This is a genomic window from Bowmanella yangjiangensis (genome assembly GCF_017255015.1).
Lineage (GTDB): Bacteria > Pseudomonadota > Gammaproteobacteria > Enterobacterales > Alteromonadaceae > Bowmanella > Bowmanella yangjiangensis.
This window is the reverse complement of the sequence record NZ_JAFKCS010000009.1, coordinates 44,916-67,616: the sequence shown is the minus strand read 5'-3', so window position 1 is coordinate 67,616 and position 22,701 is coordinate 44,916. Positions and strand designations below refer to the sequence as shown.

17 protein-coding genes are annotated in these 22,701 nt (G+C 46.3%); 7 read left to right on the top strand and 10 right to left on the bottom strand.

The window, feature by feature from the left end; translation table 11 throughout:
* Positions 1-2: 2 nt before the first annotated feature.
* The 3 genes from J0A65_RS10930 to J0A65_RS10920 form a co-directional block, all read right to left on the bottom strand.
* Positions 3-962 carry a polysaccharide deacetylase family protein gene (locus J0A65_RS10930; protein ID WP_206594217.1) on the bottom strand — a complete coding sequence of 320 codons (960 nt, stop codon included), beginning with the start codon at positions 960-962 and terminating at the stop codon, positions 3-5.
* A complete protein-coding gene (locus J0A65_RS10925) occupies positions 959-2,716 on the bottom strand; it encodes an asparagine synthetase B family protein (RefSeq protein ID WP_232849883.1) in 1,758 nt (585 codons plus the stop codon). Before J0A65_RS10925 ends, J0A65_RS10930 begins: the two co-directional genes overlap by 4 nt.
* Before the next feature lie 344 nt (positions 2,717-3,060).
* Entirely contained in the window at positions 3,061-4,242 is a 1,182-nt protein-coding gene (locus J0A65_RS10920) for a glycosyltransferase (protein ID WP_332874332.1), read from the bottom strand.
* Between the two features lie 297 nt (positions 4,243-4,539).
* Here J0A65_RS10920 and J0A65_RS10915 point away from each other — a divergent pair, with 297 nt between their 5' ends.
* The 7 genes from J0A65_RS10915 (at position 4,540) to J0A65_RS10885 (ending at position 13,228) form a co-directional block, all read left to right on the top strand.
* Positions 4,540-5,574, top strand: a complete 1,035-nt coding sequence (locus J0A65_RS10915) for a FemAB family XrtA/PEP-CTERM system-associated protein (protein ID WP_232849882.1) — start codon at positions 4,540-4,542, stop codon at positions 5,572-5,574.
* A gap of 113 nt (positions 5,575-5,687) precedes the next feature.
* Positions 5,688-7,682, top strand: coding sequence for an acyltransferase family protein (locus J0A65_RS10910; RefSeq protein ID WP_206594215.1), 1,995 nt, complete (start codon positions 5,688-5,690; stop codon positions 7,680-7,682).
* 31 nt (positions 7,683-7,713) lie between these two features.
* Complete coding sequence (locus J0A65_RS10905; protein ID WP_206594214.1) at positions 7,714-9,210, top strand: lipopolysaccharide biosynthesis protein; 1,497 nt, start codon at positions 7,714-7,716, stop codon at positions 9,208-9,210.
* 2 nt (positions 9,211-9,212) lie between these two features.
* Positions 9,213-10,364, top strand: coding sequence for a glycosyltransferase (locus J0A65_RS10900; RefSeq protein ID WP_206594213.1), 1,152 nt, complete (start codon positions 9,213-9,215; stop codon positions 10,362-10,364).
* Positions 10,365-10,571: 207 nt separating this feature from the next.
* The gene (locus tag J0A65_RS10895) at positions 10,572-11,525 is read left to right on the top strand and encodes a Gfo/Idh/MocA family protein (RefSeq protein WP_206594212.1); all 954 of its coding nucleotides are present in this window, start codon (positions 10,572-10,574) and stop codon (positions 11,523-11,525) included.
* A gap of 3 nt (positions 11,526-11,528) precedes the next feature.
* Entirely contained in the window at positions 11,529-12,113 is a 585-nt protein-coding gene (locus tag J0A65_RS10890) for an acyltransferase (protein ID WP_206594211.1), read from the top strand.
* Between the two features lie 2 nt (positions 12,114-12,115).
* Positions 12,116-13,228 (top strand): DegT/DnrJ/EryC1/StrS family aminotransferase, encoded by a 1,113-nt coding sequence (locus J0A65_RS10885; RefSeq protein ID WP_206594210.1) that lies wholly within the window; start codon positions 12,116-12,118, stop codon positions 13,226-13,228.
* Here J0A65_RS10885 and J0A65_RS10880 read toward each other — a convergent pair.
* Genes J0A65_RS10880 through J0A65_RS10850 form a run of 7 tightly spaced genes read right to left on the bottom strand, consistent with a single transcriptional unit; the run spans position 13,225 to position 22,671 of the window.
* Positions 13,225-14,550 carry a putative O-glycosylation ligase, exosortase A system-associated gene (locus J0A65_RS10880; protein ID WP_206594209.1) on the bottom strand — a complete coding sequence of 442 codons (1,326 nt, stop codon included), beginning with the start codon at positions 14,548-14,550 and terminating at the stop codon, positions 13,225-13,227. The genes J0A65_RS10885 and J0A65_RS10880 overlap by 4 nt on opposite strands.
* A 53-nt stretch (positions 14,551-14,603) precedes the next feature.
* Positions 14,604-15,794: a glycosyltransferase family 4 protein gene (locus J0A65_RS10875; RefSeq protein WP_232849881.1), complete on the bottom strand. Its 1,191-nt coding sequence runs from the start codon at positions 15,792-15,794 to the stop codon at positions 14,604-14,606.
* Between the two features lie 10 nt (positions 15,795-15,804).
* Complete coding sequence (locus tag J0A65_RS10870) at positions 15,805-17,001, bottom strand: TIGR04063 family PEP-CTERM/XrtA system glycosyltransferase (RefSeq protein ID WP_206594208.1); 1,197 nt, start codon at positions 16,999-17,001, stop codon at positions 15,805-15,807.
* Positions 16,998-18,902, bottom strand: coding sequence for an XrtA/PEP-CTERM system amidotransferase (locus J0A65_RS10865; protein ID WP_206594207.1), 1,905 nt, complete (start codon positions 18,900-18,902; stop codon positions 16,998-17,000). The genes J0A65_RS10870 and J0A65_RS10865 overlap by 4 nt, the downstream gene beginning before the upstream one ends.
* On the bottom strand, positions 18,890-20,047 hold the full coding sequence (locus J0A65_RS10860; RefSeq protein ID WP_206594206.1) for a TIGR03088 family PEP-CTERM/XrtA system glycosyltransferase: 1,158 nt from the start codon (positions 20,045-20,047) through the stop codon (positions 18,890-18,892). The genes J0A65_RS10865 and J0A65_RS10860 overlap by 13 nt, the downstream gene beginning before the upstream one ends.
* Positions 20,040-21,491 carry an exosortase A gene (gene xrtA, locus J0A65_RS10855; protein ID WP_206594205.1) on the bottom strand — a complete coding sequence of 484 codons (1,452 nt, stop codon included), beginning with the start codon at positions 21,489-21,491 and terminating at the stop codon, positions 20,040-20,042. Before xrtA ends, J0A65_RS10860 begins: the two co-directional genes overlap by 8 nt.
* Complete coding sequence (locus J0A65_RS10850; protein ID WP_206594204.1) at positions 21,478-22,671, bottom strand: TIGR03087 family PEP-CTERM/XrtA system glycosyltransferase; 1,194 nt, start codon at positions 22,669-22,671, stop codon at positions 21,478-21,480. The genes xrtA and J0A65_RS10850 overlap by 14 nt, the downstream gene beginning before the upstream one ends.
* Between the last annotated feature and the right edge of the window lie 30 nt (positions 22,672-22,701).

Sequence of the window (22,701 nt, the reverse complement as noted above, 5' to 3'; positions counted from 1 at the left end):
ACCTAAATCTTATGCCGCAAAATGTTCAGCAGAAGCCGTATATGGAATTTCAGCTTTGAGCGATCCCAGGGCGTAAAACGAGGCAATGCAAACGCAGACGTCTCCTGTTTAGCAGCACCCCAATTTGTTATCACTGCACTGCTAAATCCCAATGATTTGACGATATTAATGGTGTCTTGTGTTAAATCTTTTGGCCATACCCCATTGGGATAAGCAAAGTGCTCAACGGGCTGTTGCAACCAGGCTTCTAAACGTTGCTTGCTGTCCCGAATTTGCTGCAATTGCTGTTGTTCATCCAACACAGCCAGAATAGGATGTTCCACCGTGTGGGCTCCAATTGTCACACCCAGGGCTGCTAGTTGGCGTACTTGCTCCGGTGTCATCATTTTACTTTGCGCTTCGACAACCTGAGGATTCAACGCGTAAAGCTCGTCAACAAAGGCGTCACGTTGAACTGGCGGTAAATACTTACTCTTCCTCAACAGGCTATAGGCAATTTCGCGGCGGGCTTCATCCTGCTCTGGAATCTGAATAGTTTCACCGGGTAAGTTCAACTGCTTCAGGTCACGCTGTTCAAACAAATGTAATATGCGGTCATTCCACATATTTTTCCCTTCACTGAAGCCGGTGGCAATATAAACGGTTGCTGGTATCCCATGTTTCTCTAACACCGGTTGGGCGAGGGTCAGGTTGTTCAAATAGCCATCATCAAAAGTGACGCAAACCGCATTGCTAGGTAGGGTTTTATCAGCTAGTCGCCTTACTCCCTCCGTCAGGGAAATCGGCGTAAAATAACGTCGAATCAAAGCCATCTGCCAGTCAAATACGGCAACGGTAGGTTCATTTGGTCGCAAGGCATCATATGATGGTAAAACCTGATGATAAATTAAAATGGACAGCCGCCCCTGGGTCAGTACACGTCCCCCCAACGCCAACATGGAATGCAGCAAGTTTTCTATCATTGTCTCTGCATCCAAGCTTCAAATACCAACATGATCCAAATTAATTCGCCATAGTAACCCTGATGGCCTTGCTGATAGATATGCATAGCTTGATCAACAAACTCAGGTTGCATGATCCCCCGCGTTTTAAAGGAAGTAAGCAACTCATTAGTCAAAGCCTGCAACGCCGGTTCTTGCTTCATCCAAACCCCAAATGGTAAACCAAACCCATGCTTGGATTTATTTAGGGTCTCATCAGCCAAAAATCCTTTGAAGCTGTTCTTGTAGAAATAGCGAAGCTTGTTGCCCGGTAGTTTTTCACTACTTGGAACACGGCAACTGAAGTCGACGAGCTCTTTCTCAATTAAAGGAAAGCGTACTTCGACACCAGCCAACTCACACATTTGCGTGACTTTCACCAGGTCGTTGTCTGCCAGGGTAAATTTCCAGTCCAAGTAAAGCATTCGTTCCAGCATATCTGCGGCTGGGCAAGCGTCATAACGTTGCTGGTACATTTCCCCTGGCACATTGGGATCAACAGCCTGCCACACATTGTCAGTAAACATGCTGGCAGGATCCATGCGCTTTAAGAAATTGTATGTATGCAATCGGTGCGGCATGGGCACCCGGGCTTGTTGTATGTAGCTACGAACTTTCTTTCCAACGGGTAATTGTCCAAGCGGTGAATCATAAAAAAGTGCATCAGCAGTACCACGTAGCCATCCTGGAAGATTGTGGTAAACCTCAAATATTTTTTGCTTTGCATAGCGTTCATTGCCTCCAAACAATTCATCGCCACCATCTCCCGCCAGTAGGACTGAAACACCATGTTGCTTAGCGAATTTGGCACAAATATACGCGGCAAGCGCTGAAGAGTTTCCGAAAGGCTGGTCGAATGCCGCTGCAACCTCAATAAAATGCTCGGTAATCTCACCCGGCTCTAAATAGTGAGTCAGGTGCTCAGTGGTAAAGTGTTTGGCAGTAATCTCAGCATAAGGTGTTTCATCGTAACCCTTAGCGTGAAAACCGATAGAAAAGGTTTTTGCCGGTGTTTGCTGCTTGGCCAACATACCTGCCACGGTTGAACTGTCCAAACCACCACTTAAAAAAGCGCCACACTCTGGCCCCGCATTCCAAGCCACAGCCTTCTCTACGAGGCTGAAACACTCTCGTTGCAAAGCTTGAATATCAGTATCCACGTCATAACGGGGTATATACAACGCCAAGGGCTTAACGCTCTGCTCACTCAGTGATATCCCGCTCCCAGGCAACAATTTCTGCACATTGGCATACAAGGTATAAGGGCCAGGAATGCAGTGATAGTAGAAATAGTTGTAAACAGATTGCGGCGAAACCGAGGCGTCATCGCCCGCGACGTAGGCTAATCGAGTACCCGCTTGGGTAGTTCCAGCTTGATGCCGCCAATACAAAGGCAAGGCACCGACATGGTCATTGATCATTTTCAACTGCCCGCTACGACGACAGCCAAGCAATAAAATAAAGAAACCACTTATCTTAGGGTAAAAAGCAGCGGGGTCAGGCTCTTCGAGCCATAGGTTTTCGAGCCATTCCAGGTCAGATTGATTCGGATAAGGCTGCCCATAAGGGCGAATTCTGCCAAGCACTCCAATATGGAGTTTTTCTGACTGCCAGACATGCATGTCTCGGTGAGAAGTGAAACTCAGTGTAGAATTAAGACCGTCTGTCCAGTGATACGACTGTCCTGATTCACCAACGTCTTTCTGCTTTAATTCAAACGACCACATTAAATCCATGTCCCAACAAATCAGCTTCTAACCAAATGTATATTGAACCGGTGTTTTTACTAACTGATGACAAACCCCTGGTGGCTATGAGATCCAGCATTCGGAAATTTCATCGAGCTTTGATTGTAAAACCTACTGGTACACAATGCTTGTAGTTTTTCCAATAAATTTATGCATTTACCTATGCGGAATATACCGATACTTTAAGGCGAATAGAACCTAATTCGAAATTTCCAGGCATATAGCGATATTTTCATTTTTAAACAATATAGCCACCGAGCGTAAAACCCTTATAAATGGCGGTTTTGTCAATACAAACTACGCAGTGCAAACTCCGCACGCTCTTCGAGATGTTATTCACTGATTACTCGCATTAACAAGGCAGATAAGGTTTCACCCTGATGACCTCTGGAGTATTGTTTCAGCTCATCATCTGAAAGAAAACGAAATACAGAGTTCGGCGATAATAAAGCCAACAGCGCCTGCTTTATAGCAGACGTGTCGGTAAGCGGAACAACAACACTTCCACCGACTAAATTAAGCAGTGCCGCGGTATCCCCTTTTTCATCTGTAAGCGCGAATATGGGCCTTTTCAATCTGATGTATTCATAGGTCTTGGCAGGAATCTGATAATTACAGCTAACGTCTTGCAGAATCAGTAATGCACTTGCCTGCTTCATTTCCAAAAGCGCTTGTTTAACCGGCAAAAGTGGTTGCACTTCAACAGTATCTGTAATTTTCAGACGTCTGATTTGCTCTTGCCAGTAGGCATCCATGCCAGTCCCCCTTAGAACGACTTTCAAGCGGGCAATAGCAGGATTTTTTTCGGTCTGTAATTGCGCGATGGCTTCAAACAAATGACCTGGATGACGGTCATAGGTATTTATTGTGCCGCTATGCAAGAGGGTAAAATATGAACTGACAGCATGCGTTCTGGCATCATCTGCCATCAATGGATCAATTAGCACCTCATCATAGCCGTTTGGTATCAATTGCCAGAATGAAGCAGGCTTCTCAGGATATCGCTCTCGATATAGCGCTAACGTGCCTTGAGTAGTTACTAATATGCGCTGACAATGCTTCACCATTTTACTTTCGATCCAATAGAAAACACGTTTCAAACGTGCATCTTTTGGAAAGCAGTCCTGAGCCATTGGGTCGCGTAGATCCGCTATCCACGCCACGCCGGTAAGCTTGTGCAGCAAATAACCAATAATGTGCGCAGAGGCAATAGGATAAGTCGATATCACAACGGGGATGCGCTCGCGCCTGATGGCCCACCAGCCACGTATTACCGCAAAGGGGATCCAACTTTGCCAACGATCAGGCAATGCCATCCAGCTCAGGTATTTACCTCTGAAAGACAATTGTCTTACCGCATCCCAAGCCCAGGCGCGTAAAACCTTTACTCGCTTGGGGATGTAGTCTGCCTGCTGAGGATGCCAATCAGCGTAGGCTGACAGACTGGTTGTGAGTAGCGTCACTGCCCATCCCTGTTCAGAAAGATAGCGCGTGAAAGCCAAGGTGCGATGCACGCCACTGCTACCTTGAATGGGAGGATAGTGGTAAGCCACATACAATAGACGTTTTTTTATTCTCACACTTATACATCAGATAATGGCGTTCAGAAAACCACCGGGTGTCAATTCTTTTTATATCGAATCATGTCCCATAGCTGGGGGTCAAATCTATTCTATACAAGCTGTAACTTAGGCTGCTTTCTCAAACTACAGCAAGTAATTGGCTGATTGCAAATTAAAGCTTAGCTTGCAAGCTGTGCGCGCCTGAGGTCAAATTAAACGGATTTTTGGACGTGCAATGAGTAGGCGTAAATGATGGAATTTAGTCAGTTAAAAAAGGAACAGCTTGGTGAATGGCAGGCTTATGTCGACCAGCACCCTGATGCCACCCCTTACCATCATGTCGGCTGGGGACAAGCAATCACTTCGGCTTACAAACACACTAGTTATTATTTTGCAGCGAAACAAGACGGTCAGATAGTCGGTATACTGCCTGTTGTTGCGATAAAGCCGCCGCTTAAGTCGACTCAATACTGCTCTCTGCCTTTCTGCGATGTTGGCGGACCTCTGGCAAACGATAACAAAACTGCACAACAGCTTATTGATTTTGCCGCCGAGTCGCTTTGTGCGGAACAGCCAGAATTATTCAGTTTGCGCTTAGCTGGAAAGCCCGTTCCAGAAGAGGAACTATCAGCACAGGCCAAAGTGAGAATGTTACTTACCTTGCCAGGAGATGCAGAGACTTTAATGGCATCATTTAAGTCCAAACTGCGCAGCCAGATTCGTAAGGCCGAAAAAAATGGCCTGACCTGTCAACTAGGCAGAAATGACACACTACTGAATGACTTTTATCAGGTATTTGTTGCCAACATGCGAGACTTAGGCTCACCTGTGCATGGTTTTTCTCTGTTTGAGCAACTGGAAAAATGCTATGGAGATAGCATTCTGATGTCGGTAGTCTACTCTGAGAATAAACCTGTTGGTGGTGGAATTGTGTTGATGACTAAAGACCGCGCGTCAATTCCTTGGGCTTCCACTATACAGGAATACAACCGGCTTGCGCCGAACATGATGCTATACTGGTCGTTGCTGGCCCGGATAGCTGATTCAGGTCGCAAGGAATTTGACTTCGGTCGTTCGACGCCTAACGAAGGTACCTATAAGTTCAAAGCGCAATGGGGGGCGACTCCACATGCGTTGGAGTGGTTTGCTTATAAACAGCTGCAAGAAGATAAACTCAGCACCTCATCATCCGCCAGGCTGTTGGCGGAAAAAACTTGGCGGCATATGCCCCTTGGTGTGACAAAAGCAATTGGCCCTATGCTTAGGCGTTATATCAACCTTTAAGCTTCCGAGATCAAGTATTACTCATAAGTGGCCCTTGTCATAAGCAGCACAAAGTCCTAGTACAGCCTCGGATGTATCGAAGTAACCGTTAAATAATATGCGGAACACTTCGAATGACATCTTACAGACGAGAAATCGACGGTCTTCGCGCAATTGCCGTAATTCCTGTGTTGTTTTTCCACGCTGGCTTTGATGGATTTCAGGGCGGCTTCATTGGTGTAGATATTTTTTTTGTGCTCAGCGGCTATCTGATCTCTTCGATTATTCAGGCGGATTTACAGCAAAATAAATTTTCCATCCTGACATTTTATGAAAGACGCGCCAGACGTATTCTGCCAGCCTTATTCTTTATGCTTCTGGTCAGTGGTTTTCTCGCCTATTCATTAATTGACGCAGATGCTTTTGCAAATTTAGCTCAAAGCAGCCTGGCCGTTCTTGGCTTTGTATCGAATCTCTATTTCTATTTGGAATCCGGGTACTTTGCTCCGAGTTCGGAAGAGCTGCTGCTATTGCACACCTGGAGTTTAGCGGTAGAGGAACAGTTCTACGTCGTGTTTCCCCTACTCCTAGCATTGATTTGGAAGTACAGCCGAACTCAACGCATGTGGATAATTCTTGCTCTAATTCTATTATCTTTGGTTTATTCCGTTTATTTGGGGATCATTGGGCAGAAAGACGCAAACTTTTACTTACCATTCGGCCGGAGCTGGGAGTTATTGGCCGGATCACTTGTTGCCCTGAGTGGGATAACAGCTGAGCGCTTTCAGCGTTGGCAGCAGGAGTTGATGAGTCTGCTGGCATTATTGGTATTGTTCGGGTGTATAATTTTTTATGACAGTAACCTTCCCTGGCCGAGTTTACCTGCCGTCTTGCCAGTATCTGCCACCCTCATACTACTGTTATTTTGTACCCCTTGCACATTTATAGGTAAGCTACTTTGTCACCCATTACTGGTAGGTGTTGGCCTCATTTCTTACTCACTTTATCTTTGGCACAACCCGCTATTTGCAATTGCTCGGATTAAATCGATACAAATCCCATCCCAAGAGACATACATTTTGCTGATACTTCTGAGTGTTTTACTGGCTTATCTAAGCTGGCGATATGTAGAGGCGCCATTCAGAGATATACAAAAAGTATCAAAGCAACGAATTTTTAAGTTCTCTGCAGTTGGTGCCGCCCTGATAGGCACCTCGGCATTAGTTGTAGTAACCATGGATGGTCTACCGCAACGTTTCTTGCTACCTAACTTGGCAAACACGATTCAACACAGCCCCAAACGAAATGAATGTCACACAGACTCTAGCGAATACCTCAGACCCCAAGATGCCTGCCGTTACTTTAGTAAACCAGTGAAGTGGGCCGTGTTAGGTGACAGTCATGGTGTTGAACTGGCTTATGCATTAGGGGAGATCTTGGCCAAACAGCATCAAGGTCTGCTACACCTAACATTCAGCTCCTGCCCGCCAACCCTTGCTCAGGAAGTAACATCCCAGGGGTGCAAAGCCTGGACAAATGAGGCTGTTTATTTGCTCGAACATTCAACCGAGATTAGCCATGTTGTTTTGACGTATCGTTACAGTGCCTATTGGTATGGATTCAAAAGTCATCAAGGATGGCAGTCCCCAAAGCATTTTATTCCACGGGCATACCAGCATCTGCCTGAGACTCAAATTGGGGAGCTGCATTGGCAAGGCTTGACAGCTATCATTACCCGGTTATTGAAGGCTGGTAAAACACTTTACTTGACCTATCCAATACCAGAACTGCCGCACCATATTAATAAGTTGATAACCCCTAGATCGATTTGGTCAGATGAATTCTCAATAGAATTAGACAAAGCATTAACCCTTGAGGAACATCAACATAAAAATGTCATACTTTTAGAGAAAATGAATAGTCTTCCATTCTCCGAACGATTAATCGCTATCGACCCCAGTGAAATTTTCTGTGACGCCATATACTGCTCTGCAGCAATGAATGGTAATGTGTTGTATTTTGATGATAATCATCCAAGTCTGTATGCAGCTTCGTTAATTGCCAGAAAGATTAAGCAAACGGAATTAACCACTCCGTCAGTAATTGGTGCAATATCCAAAGCTGAGTAGCCAGCCATTTTTACGTTTGGAATAGGAATTAATGACAACGACACACAGCAAGGTGTTGTCTGGGGCCATGTTGATGATTGCCCTGAGACTAGCTGTAAAATCTATGGGTATGGTCAGCACTATTATATTGGCCAGGCTGCTGCTACCAGAAGACTTCGGTTTGATAGCACTAGTTATGTCTGTGTATGCATTGCTTGAACTGATCAATGCATTTGGTTTTGACGTTGTACTAATTCAAAATCAACAAGCAACCGAGGAACATTATAATACGTCGTGGACCTTGAAGGTAATTTTCGGTTTTTTGGCTTGCCTTATGATGCTATTTGCAGCATCACCTCTTGCTGATTTCTATCAGGACGTTCGTGTAGAGCATCTGGCTTATTGCTTATCCGGCATGTTTGTCATTAATGGTTTATGCAATATCGGCACAGTAAACTTCAGAAAAGAACTCAATTTCAAAAGAGAGTTTCATTTCGAGTTCCTGGTCAAACTACTAGCAGTAACATTTACCCTGATTGCCGCCTATTTGCTCAGAAATTATTGGGCCCTGGCACTGGGTATGCTGTTTAACACTGTGATTCGATTGCTGCTGTCCTATACAATGAGCACTTATCGACCCACTTTTTGTCTTAGCAAATGCAAAGAACTCTATTCTTTTAGTAGCTGGCTGTTATTAAACAATGTGTTGAGCTACCTAAATATGAAATCCAAAGATTTGATCATAGGTAAGATGGCTGGCGTGCAATATGTAGGTCATTACAGTATTGGTGATGAGTTTGCAAACTTACCCAGCACGGAATTTGTCGCTTCGGTTAATAGAGCCACCTTCCCCGGATACGCGAAAGTAGCTCATGACCGAGCAGAATTAAGAGCACTCTATCTTAGTGTTCTGTCATCCATCGCAATGGTTGGTATCCCTTCTAGTTTTGGCCTTGCATTAATCTCCCCTTATTTTGTTCCGGTAATATTGGGGGAAAATTGGCTGACGACTATTCCAATCCTGCATTTGCTAGCCTTAGCCAGCGCGTTAATCTGTGTAAATACCAATGTGGGTTATGTGTTTATGGCCATCGGCAAACCTAAATATACCACTGGCCTTCTAGCTTTGAGAGTGACTATTTTACTCTCGCTGATGGTGCTATTTATCGGTTCCTCGGGGTATATGGGGGCTGCCTACGCCGTATTGATTACAAGTTTACTCATGTTTCCTCTTTTTACCTGGGCCATTTGCCGTTGCCTTAAATTAAGCCTCTGGGATTACTTAAATGTGTTGTTACGACCATTGGTTAGTGCAATGGTCATGTACGCAGGTAGCAGCTTGATCTTTTTCAGTTCTTTAATCGTCCCAACCGAAACACCTAGCTTTTTGCCAACACTTTGGGACCTGATGCAACTAACCGCCGCGGGACTAAGTATCTACATTGCCACACATTTTCTGCTGTGGACCATTCAAGGAAGACCTTCTGGACCGGAGAAATACCTTGTCGACAAATTATCCCATTCAATCAGGACGAGAACAGCGAGTTGAACATGCTAATATCTGAACAGGCCGCACGCTCTTTCAGCCACTTTGATATCATTGCTATCGCACCGAATATATGGACATCGCAATGGATGAATCGACAACAGTTGATGAGCAGAATTGGCGGTTATACCAAGGTTGTTTACTCATCAGGATTACCTTTTAACTGGCAACGACGTCTCCCAGGCGACCTGTTTTATATTCCTACCGGTAAATTTGAGAAAATGGACAATGTGTGGGTAGATACTCCCCCAGGATGGATGATAAGAACGCCACGGTTACCAAGACTGGAAAGATTCGTTCTTGCGCAGCATGCCGAGCGTTTACAAAAAAACCTCAGTAATAAACCCAGGCTGCTCTATGTATTTCACCCGATGTTTGCCTCCTACCTGGACCACATTACCGTTGACAAGCTGGTTTACCACCCCTATGACGACTTCGCTAAACAAGGCACTTTTAGTCCGGAGATGGCACAGCAAGAAGCGCGGCTGATGGCTGAAGCCGATTTGGTTATCACCCCATCTCAAGGTGTCAGCGAAGAGCTGGCCAAACGATACGGCAGAGACAACGTTGAAACAGTGCACAACGGTGTTGACTTCGAGGCATTTTCACAACCGTCGAACTCATCAATTAAACTCAACGAAGGCCAGAATATAGCCTATCTGGGCAGCATAAATGTAAAGGTCGACATCCCCTTGCTGTTGGAAATTAGTCGTCAGCTTCCCAGTACGTTTATCCATCTAGTCGGCCCCGTCGGCGTTATGGGCGATAAGCAACGAGATTTTGAACAACTAAAGCAGCGTCACAACGTCATATTGCACGGTCCCGTTTCTCACCAGGCATTGCCCGGTATTGCGCAACAAATGGACTGTCTTTTGATGTGTTATGATACCTCACCAACTTTATGGGCTCGACATGCCTATCCTTTAAAGCTGAACGAATATCTGGCAACCAAACGTCCTGTGGTCAGTTGTCCACTCCCCTCTGTTCCTGATTTATCGAGGTTGCTTAGTGTCGCGCAAACACCGGCAGAATGGGTAGATGCCATTCAGGAAATTCTGGTGGGACAATACCAGAAGCTCGATACGGGCTTCAGTTATGCACAGCGACAGGACTGGAATAGCAGAGTCGAGCAGATTGGCCACTTGCTCATGTTCTGAATACACAATGCTGTATGCACTTTTAGGTATTTCTTATGTACCGCACAGGTAACACGTTTTCTTAAATGAATCTCTATGTCATTGTCCTGACTAAGAGGTATTTATTCATTTTGCAAATAGGTAGAATCAGGGACGAACGGAATGGAATATCAAATTAAAAGATGTTGTTCGGTCCAAGACTGTTTAAATTTGGAGTAATAGTTGACCATGAAAAACTTTGCCTTGATCGGTGCTGCTGGCTATATCGCTCCTCGTCATATGAAGGCGATTAGGGATACACAGAATAATTTGGTGGCTGCGCTGGATAAGAATGACTCCGTAGGTATCATCGACAGCTATTTCCCTGAAGCCAGTTTTTTTACTGAGTTTGAGCGTTTTGATCGCCATGTGGATAAACTCCGCAGAGCCAATCACGCTCAAAAAGTAGATTATGTCAGTATTTGCTCTCCCAATTACCTGCATGATTCACATATGCGTTTTGCCCTTCGTTCCGGCGCCGATGCTATCTGTGAAAAACCTCTAGTGTTAAATCCATGGAACATCGATGGACTAATGGATATAGAAAAAGACACCGGTAAACAAATTAATACCATTCTGCAATTGCGTTTACATCCCGCCATCATCGAACTTAAACAAAAAGTGGCGCAAGCCGACAGTCAGCACAAGTTTGATGTTGAACTCACCTACATAACCTCTCGGGGTAACTGGTATCTTAATTCCTGGAAAGGTGATGAAACCAAGTCTGGCGGAATAGCGACCAATATTGGCGTGCATTTTTATGACATGTTGCATTTTGTGTTCGGTGCCTTGCAGCAAAATCAGGTGCATTATCATTCCCCTACCTGTGCATCAGGTTATCTGGAGTATGAAAAAGCCAGGGTAAGCTGGTTTTTATCTGTAGATGTCAATCATATCCCCGAGCAAGTGCGGTCACAAGGTCAGCGCACTTACCGAGCCATTCGTGCTGGTGATCAGGAAATTGAGTTTTCAGGTGGTTTTACCGATCTGCACACTGTCAGCTATCAGGAAATATTGGCAGGCAGAGGTTTTGGTCTGGAGGAAAACCGCGTCGCCATTGAAACGGTATCCACTATCCGTGATGCCAAACCTTTGGGATTAGTAGGTAACTACCATCCATTTTTGCGCAACATTGAGAAATAAGCCATGAGCAATTATCAGGTACATGAAAGCGCCATTATTGATCCCGGCGCGCAGATTGGTGAAGGCTGCAGAATCTGGCATTTCGTGCATGTTTGTCCTCAGGCTAAAATAGGTAAACATGTATCCCTTGGACAAAATGTCTTTATCGGAAATAAAGTAGAAATTGGCGATAACTGCAAGATCCAAAACAATGTTTCTGTATATGACAATGTGTTTCTCGAAGACGATGTGTTTTGTGGTCCAAGCATGGTATTTACCAACGTCTATAATCCCCGCTCGCGAATAGAAAGGAAAAATGAATACCGTGATACTTTGGTAAAACGCGGAGCAACCTTAGGGGCTAATTGCACTATCGTTTGCGGCGTGACTATTGGGCAGTACGCTTTTGTTGGTGCTGGCGCAGTGGTCAACCGAGATGTGCCGGATTTTGCTTTGATGGTAGGTGTTCCCGCGAAACAAATTGGTTGGATGAGTGAGTTTGGTGAGCAATTAGATTTACCACTACAAGGTGACGCCACCACCACGTGCACACATACAGGTGCACTGTATACCTTGCGCCAGGGAACACTCTCCAAAGAGGCCAAATAGACATGCAATTCATTGATTTACAAGCCCAGTACCAGCATTTGAAAGCACAGATTGATCGCCGAATAAGCCAGGTTTTAAACCAAGGCCACTACATTTTGGGGCCTGAAGTCAGCGAACTGGAATCGCAGCTGGCCGACTATGTTGGAGTTAAACACTGTATTACCTGTGCAAACGGCACCGATGCGCTGCAGTTGGCCTTGATGGCAATGGACATAGGCCCGGGTGACGCAGTGTTTTGTCCTACCTTCACCTTCTTTGCCAGCGCAGAGGTTATTTCTTTGGTTGGGGCAACACCGGTCTTCGTGGATGTCGATCCCCATACCTATAATATTTGCCCTCAGGATCTGGAACGGAAAATCCAGCAAATTCAAACTCAAGGGAAACTTTCAGCCAAAGCGATAATTGCCGTCGATTTGTTTGGTTTACCAGCCGATTATTCATCTCTTAGCCAGATAGCAAAGCGTCATAATCTGCGTCTTATCGAAGATGGAGCTCAAGGTTTTGGTGGCAAGCTTAATGGTAAGGTGGCCTGTAGTTTTGGCGATCTGGCGACAACCAGCTTTTTCCCAGCAAAACCACTGGGTTGTTATGGTGATGGTGGAGCACTCTTCACCAATAATAACGAGACAGCCGAACTGCTTCGTTCACTGCGCCTGCATGGCAAGGGACAACACAAATACGATAATGTCAGAATTGGGCTCAATAGTCGGTTGGATACAATACAGGCAGCTGTACTGCTGGAAAAACTGACGGTTTTCCCTACCGAACTAGAAAGACGCAATCAGGCCGCACAAGCATACTCTAGTGTAGCCGCCGAACTTGGTTTCATTACCCCACATGTGCCGGAAGGATATTACAGTTCTTGGGCGCAATATTGTCTGCAGGCAGAGGAGCGTGACAAGGTCATGCATAGCCTCAACCAGGCTGGTGTACCAACCATGATCTACTACCAAACTTGTATGCATCAGCAAACGGTGTACAAGGCACTGTATCAGGCGGGCGACTTCCCTATTGCCGAATCCCTGGCACAGCGCATTTTCAGTCTACCTATGCACGGCTACCTGACAGAACAACAACTCGAGCAAATAATCTCCGCTTTGCAGCAATCCAGCTAGGGATGTCGTTGCAGTAACGCTGCAGATGTTCCTGCCGCTCTGGTGGGAACGTCAGTTTCGGACTCAGTTGCTGATTTTTTATCCGCCAAACGGCGACGAATCTCGATATTCACTAGAATCGCGATAGTCATAAGTTCGTATGGCATGTTCCAATAGGCCAGTCCCAAAAATGCGCCGGTACTCATGTAAGCAATTTGGGTTACCTGGCTCATCTGTGAAAAGGTCACACACCATTTTAACTCCACATGTCCTTTGGCCAACTTGGCATTTTGTGCCGATAACCGCCACCAACCCCAAAGTATAATTAAATAAATCGCCAGACCAGGCCACCCTAACTCGCCGAGTACTTCAAAGTAGATACTGTGAGCATCGTGGACATCCTCTGGGGAGGGAGCATAAACAGCAAAAGACAATGGGCTCCAGAATCGGTAGCCACCACCGGTGAGCCTGTCATTAGCCACATTGTAGGCGGCCGTCCAGGCATTGATACGCCCCATAGCTGAGCGGTCTTCTTCATAGGTTTTAATGGTCTCCATACGTTCAAACCAATGATCCGGCAAAAAGGGCACCGCGCCCAATACCGCCACTATGCCCAGCACAGCCAAGGGTGCCTTGTATTTACTTTTTAACCACAGGAAACCCGCTGTGGCCATCAACCCCAAAAAGGCACCGCGCGAATAACTACCTACCACTGAGATAAAACACAAGCCCATGGCGACCATCAAGGCTCGCTTGATCCACTTATTTTTTGCGTCGCTAAATAAGAAAAACAGCAAGGGAATCGTCATAAGCAGCGCTAATGCTAGTTCATTGTTACCCTCAATAAAGGAGCCCGGAGGTCCCCAAACTCGGAACTGCGCTCCGGTCAGTACAGTAAATATCCCGCCTTTCACCCCATAAAATGCCAGAGATAAGGCTATCACCCATATCATGGCTTTGATCCTGTGTTCCCCCTGACAAATTAGAATCATAAACACGATACCAATCTGAATCTTGATAACCCGGCTCATTTCGGCAACGGCCCAATCGGGGTGCAAAGCAAATAGGGTACTGAAAATCCCCCACACCATAAATATCAACATCCACACATGTATGCGATACCAGTGAAACTGATCCTTATCCTTTTGAAACAAAAATGCGGTAGCAGTAACCAAGAACATCATAAAGAACAATGGCAACGAATAACTGATGGTCCAGGGAGATAATCTGTGCGGGCTCATATAATTGATACACAGCATCACCAACACGCCGATATAAGGCTGTTTAAAAGTGCGATAGCAAAAGTACGCAAACAGCGACAGAATGAATAAATCTCTTAGCACCCCAGCCCCCGTCTAATCCATTGTTTTACAAGCATAATTACATTGCCGGTTTGCTAAGGACACTGGCTTTCAACCAATTGTCCAAAATGTTCAAAGAGTAATTGGCTGGTTGCTTCCCAGCTAAAGTTTTCTGCATAACGACGCACATCCTCGCGCAGCGGATAAGCCTGCATTAGTGACTGGATAGCGTCAGTGAGTGCATCAACGCTGCGCTCACTAGCCAAACAGCCAGCTTCAGGACTTGCAACCACTTCTGGCGTGCCCCAAATGGCAGTCGCCACCACAGGGGTGCCACAGGCCATAGATTCCAGTAAAACATTTGCCCAGCCCTCACGACTCGACGCAAGCACCATAATATCCGCAGCAGCGTAATAATCCCGTAGTTGCTGTCGATTCAATAACCCGGTAAAACGAACCCGCTCAGCAACCCCTAAAGATTCGGCTAAACTCTGCAATTGTTGCCGCCAAGGTCCATCTCCAATAATGCATAGTTGGCATTCAGGCAGCTTCACCAGGGTTTCTATGACGAAGTGATGCCCCTTAAGTTCGATCAAATTGCCAACAGACAACAAGGTATAGCGCTCCAAACCAAGACGCTGGCGTAGCAACTCTCGCTGCGTTTCGGGCGCAAAATGTTCTAAGTTAACGCCATTTCTGGCCACCAACACTTTTTTCGCTGCTGGCTCAATTTGCTGCATTTCATCCGCCAGCGCTTTGCAAACGGCGACAGGTAACTGACTATTTCTCAACGTCCATTGAATAACACGTCTGGGCCAGGGGAAAGTCGGATACAAATGAATATCACTGCCACGCGCAGTTACTGCCACGGGCTTGCCTAGTCGTTTGCCTAACCACACGGCGGCAGCGCCATCAGGATAGAAAAAGTGGGAATCAATTAAATCGAAATCTACCCCCTGCTTTTGCAGTTTACGCAAAAAAGGCAACATCCATAACGCCATTAAAAAAGGGGCGAGGTTCATGCCGATTTTGGGTAAAACGGGATAGCGGGGATAATAAACTTGCACGCCATCACGAATAGCCTGCTTCTCAACCCGGGCCATTTTGCCGTACTCACCGAAATGGTTACTTTTGATGGGAAACCAAGGCACAGGGGCTACGACGTGCAAAACCACGTCTGGATGATAACGACGTAGTTCCCGCAACCTGTTTTCAATAAACACTCCTAACCTTGGCTGCTCTGAGTTGGGAAACAAGCTGGTAAAGGTTAATATCCTCAGTGCCATTTTTAAATCGCTATAACAAAGCCTGATATAAAGCCGGATAATGACTGACAGATTTGGCCCAGTTGCGCTCATTTTGTACATAAGCCAGTGCCTGCTGACGCATCTGCTGTCGCTCCACGTCAGACCGTGCCAAACCATTTATGATGCTTTGACAAATTGCCTCTGCTGAATCAGCTTTAAACAGCAGCCCTGTCTGACCATGCTCAATAAGTTCCTTGTGCCCTCCCACGTCAGAAGCAGCAAAATCCCGCCCCATCGCCATGGCTTCAAGAGGTTTGAGTGGAGTCACCAATTCGGTAATGCGTTTGGACTTACGCGGATAAAGCAATAGATCGATCAATGAGTAATAGCCATCCACATCCTGATGAGGCACCCGGCCCGTAAAAGTCACCTTATCGGCAAGCTGCAGTTGCTCGGTGAGCGCTTTTAGACGTGCTTCCTCTTTTCCACCACCAACAATTAGGCAGTGCAGATTAGGATTCTGCTGCAAAGCCAGGGCAAATCCCTGCAGCAACACATCTAAGCCTTCCAGTGCATAAAAAGAACCGATAAAACCAACGACTTGCTTACTTTGTAAGTGCCATTGCGCTTCAAGATCGGGATCCCGACTGTCTATCAGGCTGAACTCTTCTAAGTTAACCGCATTGGGGATAACAGTGACTTTGTCAGCAGCAATTCCCCGCGCCAAAATGTCTTGCCGTAACCCTTCACAAATACAAGTCACATGCTGAGCCCGTTTCAACACCCAAGTTTCCATGGCTCGGGTGATACGATAACGCAGCCCCCACTCTTTGCAGGTTCCATTGTCTACAGCAGCATCTTCCCAAAACGCCCTGATTTCATATACCACCGGAATACCTAAACGTTTGCCGACCCTAATGGCAGCCACACCGTTGAGTGCAGAGGAGTGGGCATGCAAAATATCTGGCTTTTCACGCTCTGCGACGGCTAACAATCTCTCGGTCAAATTCCTGACGACTGCCCATTGCGCCTTAATACCACCATAGATTTCTGGCAATGGTGGACAACGATAAAAATGCAGTCCGTCGACGTCCTCTTCCAACTGTGCGACATCCCCTTGCTTGGCACTGGTGAGGTGGCAGGTAGTAATACCTACAGCACGTTGATACAGCAAAATATTCCGGGTTCGGAAAGCGTAACCGCTATGCAAGGGAATAGAATGGTCTAATACGTGCAGAACTTTCACTTCAATTCTCCGCCGATCTCACGTCGATAGAAAGATTCAAACATCAACAAAGCCCATAAAGGAGCGCTGTAATCACGTACATTGCGAACATGCTGATCAATCATGGTTCTTATATGGTTCATATCAAAAAAGCCGGAAGCCGCCATATGCTCAGATAGCAGAGCGCTGTATAAACGGTCTTTCAAAGGGCCTCTGAACCAGTTGGAAAGTGGTACGGCAAATCCCATTTTTGGGCGATACAGAACATCATCGGGCAAATGCGGCTCCAATGACTTTTTGAACATACGTTTTCCTACCCCACCGCTCAAATTCAGCGCCGAAGGTATAGCAAAGGCCCACTCAACAAATTTATGATCAATTAACGGTACCCGCACTTCAAGGGAATGCGCCATACTGGCCCTATCCACCTTGGTAAGAATGTCCCCAACCAAATAGGTTTTCATATCTATATATTGGGTTTGTTTAAGGGGATCCAGATGGGCAACCTTATCCCCATACTTTCGGAATACGGCAAGCGAAGAATAGCCGTTCAGGCTTTCCACATAATCGGGCGAAAACAACTTGCGCCTTTCGTCTGTTCTGAGTATCGACATACTGTTGTGATACCCTTCGACTGTATCCATTGCCATGGACTGAAATGTCGTCTTACCGCGCAGGAAGCGTGGAGCCCAGTCTAATTTCGGATAAAAACGACCTAGTGGGGCGAAAATTGGTTTACGTAACCATAGTGGTAACATTTGTCGGATGCGTTCTTCGTGCATATGCAGGTTGTAACGTCGATAGCCGGCAAAAAGCTCATCTCCGCCATCACCGGACAATGCCACGGTGACATGCTTTCTGGCGAGCTCACAGACTCTGTAAGTCGGAATAGCAGAACTGTCGGCATAAGGCTCATCATACAGGAAAGCCAAATGATCTATTAAATCAAAGTCATCCTGACTGACCGTTTCCACCCTGTGATTAGTTTGGTAGCGCTTAGCCACCATCTCAGCAAATTCGGTTTCATTAAACTGCTCAACATCAAAACCAATAGCACAGGTGTTTACCGGCTCGTCTTGCAATTGCGACATCATGGCCACAACCGCTGAAGAATCCACCCCACCGGACAGAAATGCCCCCAAAGGCACCTCCGCCACCATGCGAATGCGCACCGCCTCTTTCATCCGCTCAATCAGCTCGTCGGGCGCAGAATGCTCGTCAATCTGATGGTCCCAATGCACGGGCACATCCCAATACTCTCGCTGCTCGGGCAAGCCTTTTTGCTCGGGCTTGATCGTCAAGGTATGGCCTGGCATCAGTTTAAAACTGTTCTGGTATATACAGTGCGGATCTGGTACATATCCAAAGCTGAAATAATCTTCAACAGCCTCTTTTCTCAGTGTCTTATCAAATTGAGGATGTCGGGTTAAGACCTTCAACTCGGAACCAAACACTAGCTCACCGGAAGACAGCAATGTGTAAAAAAGCGGCTTAATTCCTAATCGGTCGCGAGCCATAAACAGCGTCTTTGAAGGGCGATCCCAAATTGCAAAGGCAAACATGCCCCGCAATTTATGCACACAATCTTCCCCCCACTCCAGCCAGGCATTAAGAATGGTCTCGGTATCCCCTCGGGTATTAAATTTATGGCCCTTGGCACTTAGCTCTTCATGAAGCTCTTTGAAATTATAAATTTCACCATTAAACACGATACAAGCTCTGCCACATGCACTTTGCATTGGCTGTGGACTGCCTTCGAGATCAATAATTGATAGGCGTCTGTGGGCCAGACCTATCTGATGCTCAACCAGGTAATCACCGGCATCCGGTCCCCGATGCAACTGCATGTCATTCATCGCTGCCAACAGGCTTTCGTCCACTTGCTGACCACCGGTATGCAGTATTCCCGCTATTCCACACATTCGTCTGTTCCTCTGGACTTAGCCTGATAAAGTGCCCTGTATCGCTCAACCATTCCTGACAGGCTGAACTCACTGTTACAATGCGCAAAGAAGTACTTGCCGTCTCGCTGACGTAACTCTGCATCCCTTGCATATTCAGCCATTCGTTGGCTAACTAATGACTCATTGTCGACGGGAATAAGATTAGTTCGATGAACCTCAAGGGGAAGCAGATCGCCATTTCCCCCCACAGCCGTTGCAATTACCGGTAATCCACAGGCCATTGCCTCCAGCAATGTATTTGAAATCCCTTCAGCAAGTGAAGGTAAAACAAATACATCCATATGTTGTAAGTAGGGTCCCACCTGGCTTTGGTTTCCAGCAAACCAAACACTCTGTGCAACATCTAACTCTACCGATAGAGCCTGCAACTGCGCCTTACAGTCGCCATCGCCCACCAACATCAATCTGGTTTCGATGTTGGTATCTGACAACAAATGCTGCACAGCGGCAAAACACCGAATCAGCAACGCCTGATTTTTCACCGCTGCCAACCTGCCTATGGTGCCGAACACCACTACATTTTCGTCGTTCCATCCATCTGGCATGGTCAGCGAGGCTTGTTTAGCTTGAAATCTAGACAGTTCAACGCCGTTACATATATGAGAAACCTTTCGGGGAGACACACCGACCTTTTCAGTAAGGTACTGGCAAGATTCCCGGGATAAGCCAATAAACTGATGCACAAAAGGATTAACTATCCTTCGCAGCCATTGATACTTCTTATTACTGCCATTGAGATCGTTAATATCCCATCCATGTTCACCATGAATGCGGTAAGGCACGCCACACCACCATCCCACCACCTGACATTCAAGGGATCCCAGATTACGGGTATGAAGGACATCAGGTTTCAGGTTACGTAGTAACTTAGCGAGGCGACCAAACATGCCGAAGTCCTGACCGGGCTGCTTCTCCAAGTCATAAAATTCAACATTGCTGACTTGCAAGCGACTACGAAACGTATCACTCCAGCCACTCAAGGTGATGATGCTGTGTTGGAAGGATTGCTCACCGAGCTGGTTGATCAGATTGACCATGCCGTTTTCCAAGCCGCCAGTATCAAAACGATACAAAACGTGGGCGATATGCAAGGGTTCAGTCACCAGAGAACACCCCTTGATATCCTTTGCTCAGCAACCTTTTCATTTCAGTTTCAACTTTATTGCGACTGTCATCGCCTTTATGGCTGAAAGCAGATATGGCCACGTATCCACCGGGCTGGGCTTGTCCCATAACGGCTTCCAGGGCTTGTACCAACTTAACCTTCCAGTCCAGTGCACTGGATAATTTAGGTGTCATGTAGGTGTATGCCAACCAGCGTTTTTGGCCGTTTAATGCTACCAACTCTACTAATTGCGCATCCTGCATGGAAACGGACGACACGATGCTCCATTTCTTGTCGTTAAACAACCTATTCTCACTATTAACCAGTTCCCGGTCTTGTACATTCTCACCATAAAATGCGAGGTAATAATCGAGGCCATCGTGACTGCCGCTGGCAACATCAGAAGCACCCACAAATTTTGGTGACCAACTATCGTTTTCCATTTCACTCAGTTGCAAACGAGCGGCAAAGTCACCAGCCTCAACAATTTCAACCCGACTGGCGTGATGGTTAAACAGTAAAATGGCAGCAAATACTGCTACAATGCCAACACTAACGGACAGAAATGGCTTAACCGGAACGTTAGCAGTAAGATTTTCCGTGCGCTCACTTTGCTCTTCAATGGGATCAGCCCAAATGTTACCGACACTAAACATGATGAAAATCACAATGCCGAAAAACAGCCAGCCGTAGATCAAATGATCAATCCCCGTGGCGTACTTCATCTCTGACAGATAAGCAATAATGACGATTCCAAAAGCCCTTAAGCCGTTAGCAAGAATGGGCAAAAACAGGGAGAAAATTAGAAAAATGATACGTTTGCTGGTCTTTTGATAGGTTAAGTAAGCATACAACGCACCAAGGGTCACAGACGCTATCAGATAGCGAATACCGGAGCAGGCGACGGCAACTTCAAACAATCCACCAGGAATAGCAATATATAAACCTTCTCGATATACAGGAATCTGCACCATCTGCAAAAAATACACTGTCATATCAGCAGTCAGTTGTTGGAGATAGGGTACCAACACCTCACCGGCAGGCACGCTGAACATCCAAAACAGTAAAACGAACCACAGCACTCTGGCCGCTTGATTACCCAAAGCAGCCCATATCATCATTGGCAACGCAAGAAAGGCAGCCCCTTGCTCAACCACTATGACCTGCGCTAACTGTCCGGCACTCCAGAGGAATAGGACCATTGCCAGCGCGGCTAACATCCAATAATTGGGGGCGATTTTAACGGCATTCAATTCATGCCATTTCTTATGTATCAGGTAGATACAGATGGGCAGGATAAGGAAACAATGAGTGAACGTTTCCAACCGAATCCAGGTATCTACCGCTGAGCGAATACTGCTGAAAAAGGCCAATCCCCAAAACAGCAACAACAACACCAGCACGGGCAGCAAGCTGATATTTTTTTGATCAGTGCCTTTCATTTAACAGGCTCTCCATTGGCTTTAGCATATCTTTCCATTGATGGTGTTTCAAAACCCACTCCCGGCAATGATTCGGACGACTCGGGCCAGTAAGAAGACTGACTATCCGTTCAGCCATGTTTGTGGGTTCATCCTCAATCCATATCCCCTCACATTTTGCATCAATTCCTTCCATCGCCAAGTGTGTACAGACTATATCTTTACTCATCGCCATCGCTTCGAGGACTTTATTCTGTACTCCCCTGGCAAGACGAATCGGTGCAATGGCAATTCTGGCTTTCCCCAGATAAGGCCGAACATCATCGACTTTACCTGTTACAACCACCCCCAGTAAGCCATGTCGGGCTAACAAACGTTTATCTGGCGCCAGTCCTACCACATAAAACGTTGCGGTGGGCACAGCTTCTCTAACCAAAGGCCAGGCATGATCTAGAAACCACAGCACGCCATCAATATTAGGGCGATAATCCATGGCCCCGGTAAACACAACGTCAATACGTTCCTCACTGGTGCACGGATAATAGTCAGGAGAAAAATACGCTGAGTTTACGCCGTTTCGAAGCACTCCGACCTTATCTTGCAATGACTTCGGTAACATCGCTTTAAAAAAATCAGCTTCCGATGTCGACACAAAGTAAACCCGTTTGCTCCTTTCTGTGGTAACAAGTTCTAACCATTTTAGGGCTTGCCATTCGCGTCGATATAACCACTTCATAAGAAAATGCGAACGTTCTGCGTACTGTCTCCATTTGTCCGAATCGACATCGATGAAGTCAGTAAACAAATGAACATCTTCAGCATTCAACACATAAAGAGCCATAGCCGTGGCACTAAGCCAACAATTGCCCGGATGTTGATTTGCTAACACCCTTTGCACCCAAGCTTGCATTCCCGCACTCTTGTAGTAAGCACAAGTTAATGGCTCGCCTTTGAGCAGTCCCCACAGACAACGCAGCAAAGCACCAAACTTTTTATGATGCTCTACATAAACTTGCTTGCAAAGACCCTGAAGTTCCCGCAATGCGTTCTTATCAATGGACTGTTCTTCCGTGAAACAACCTAAGTACACATCAAATTGTGTGGACAGATACTCGATCTGATTACGGGTTCTTACCCTATCCCCCTTGAACGGTGCGATAGGTAACCTGTGGCACAAATACAACAGTGCTGGTTTAGGCATCCGACCTTGCTCCGCTCCCAAAGGAGAATT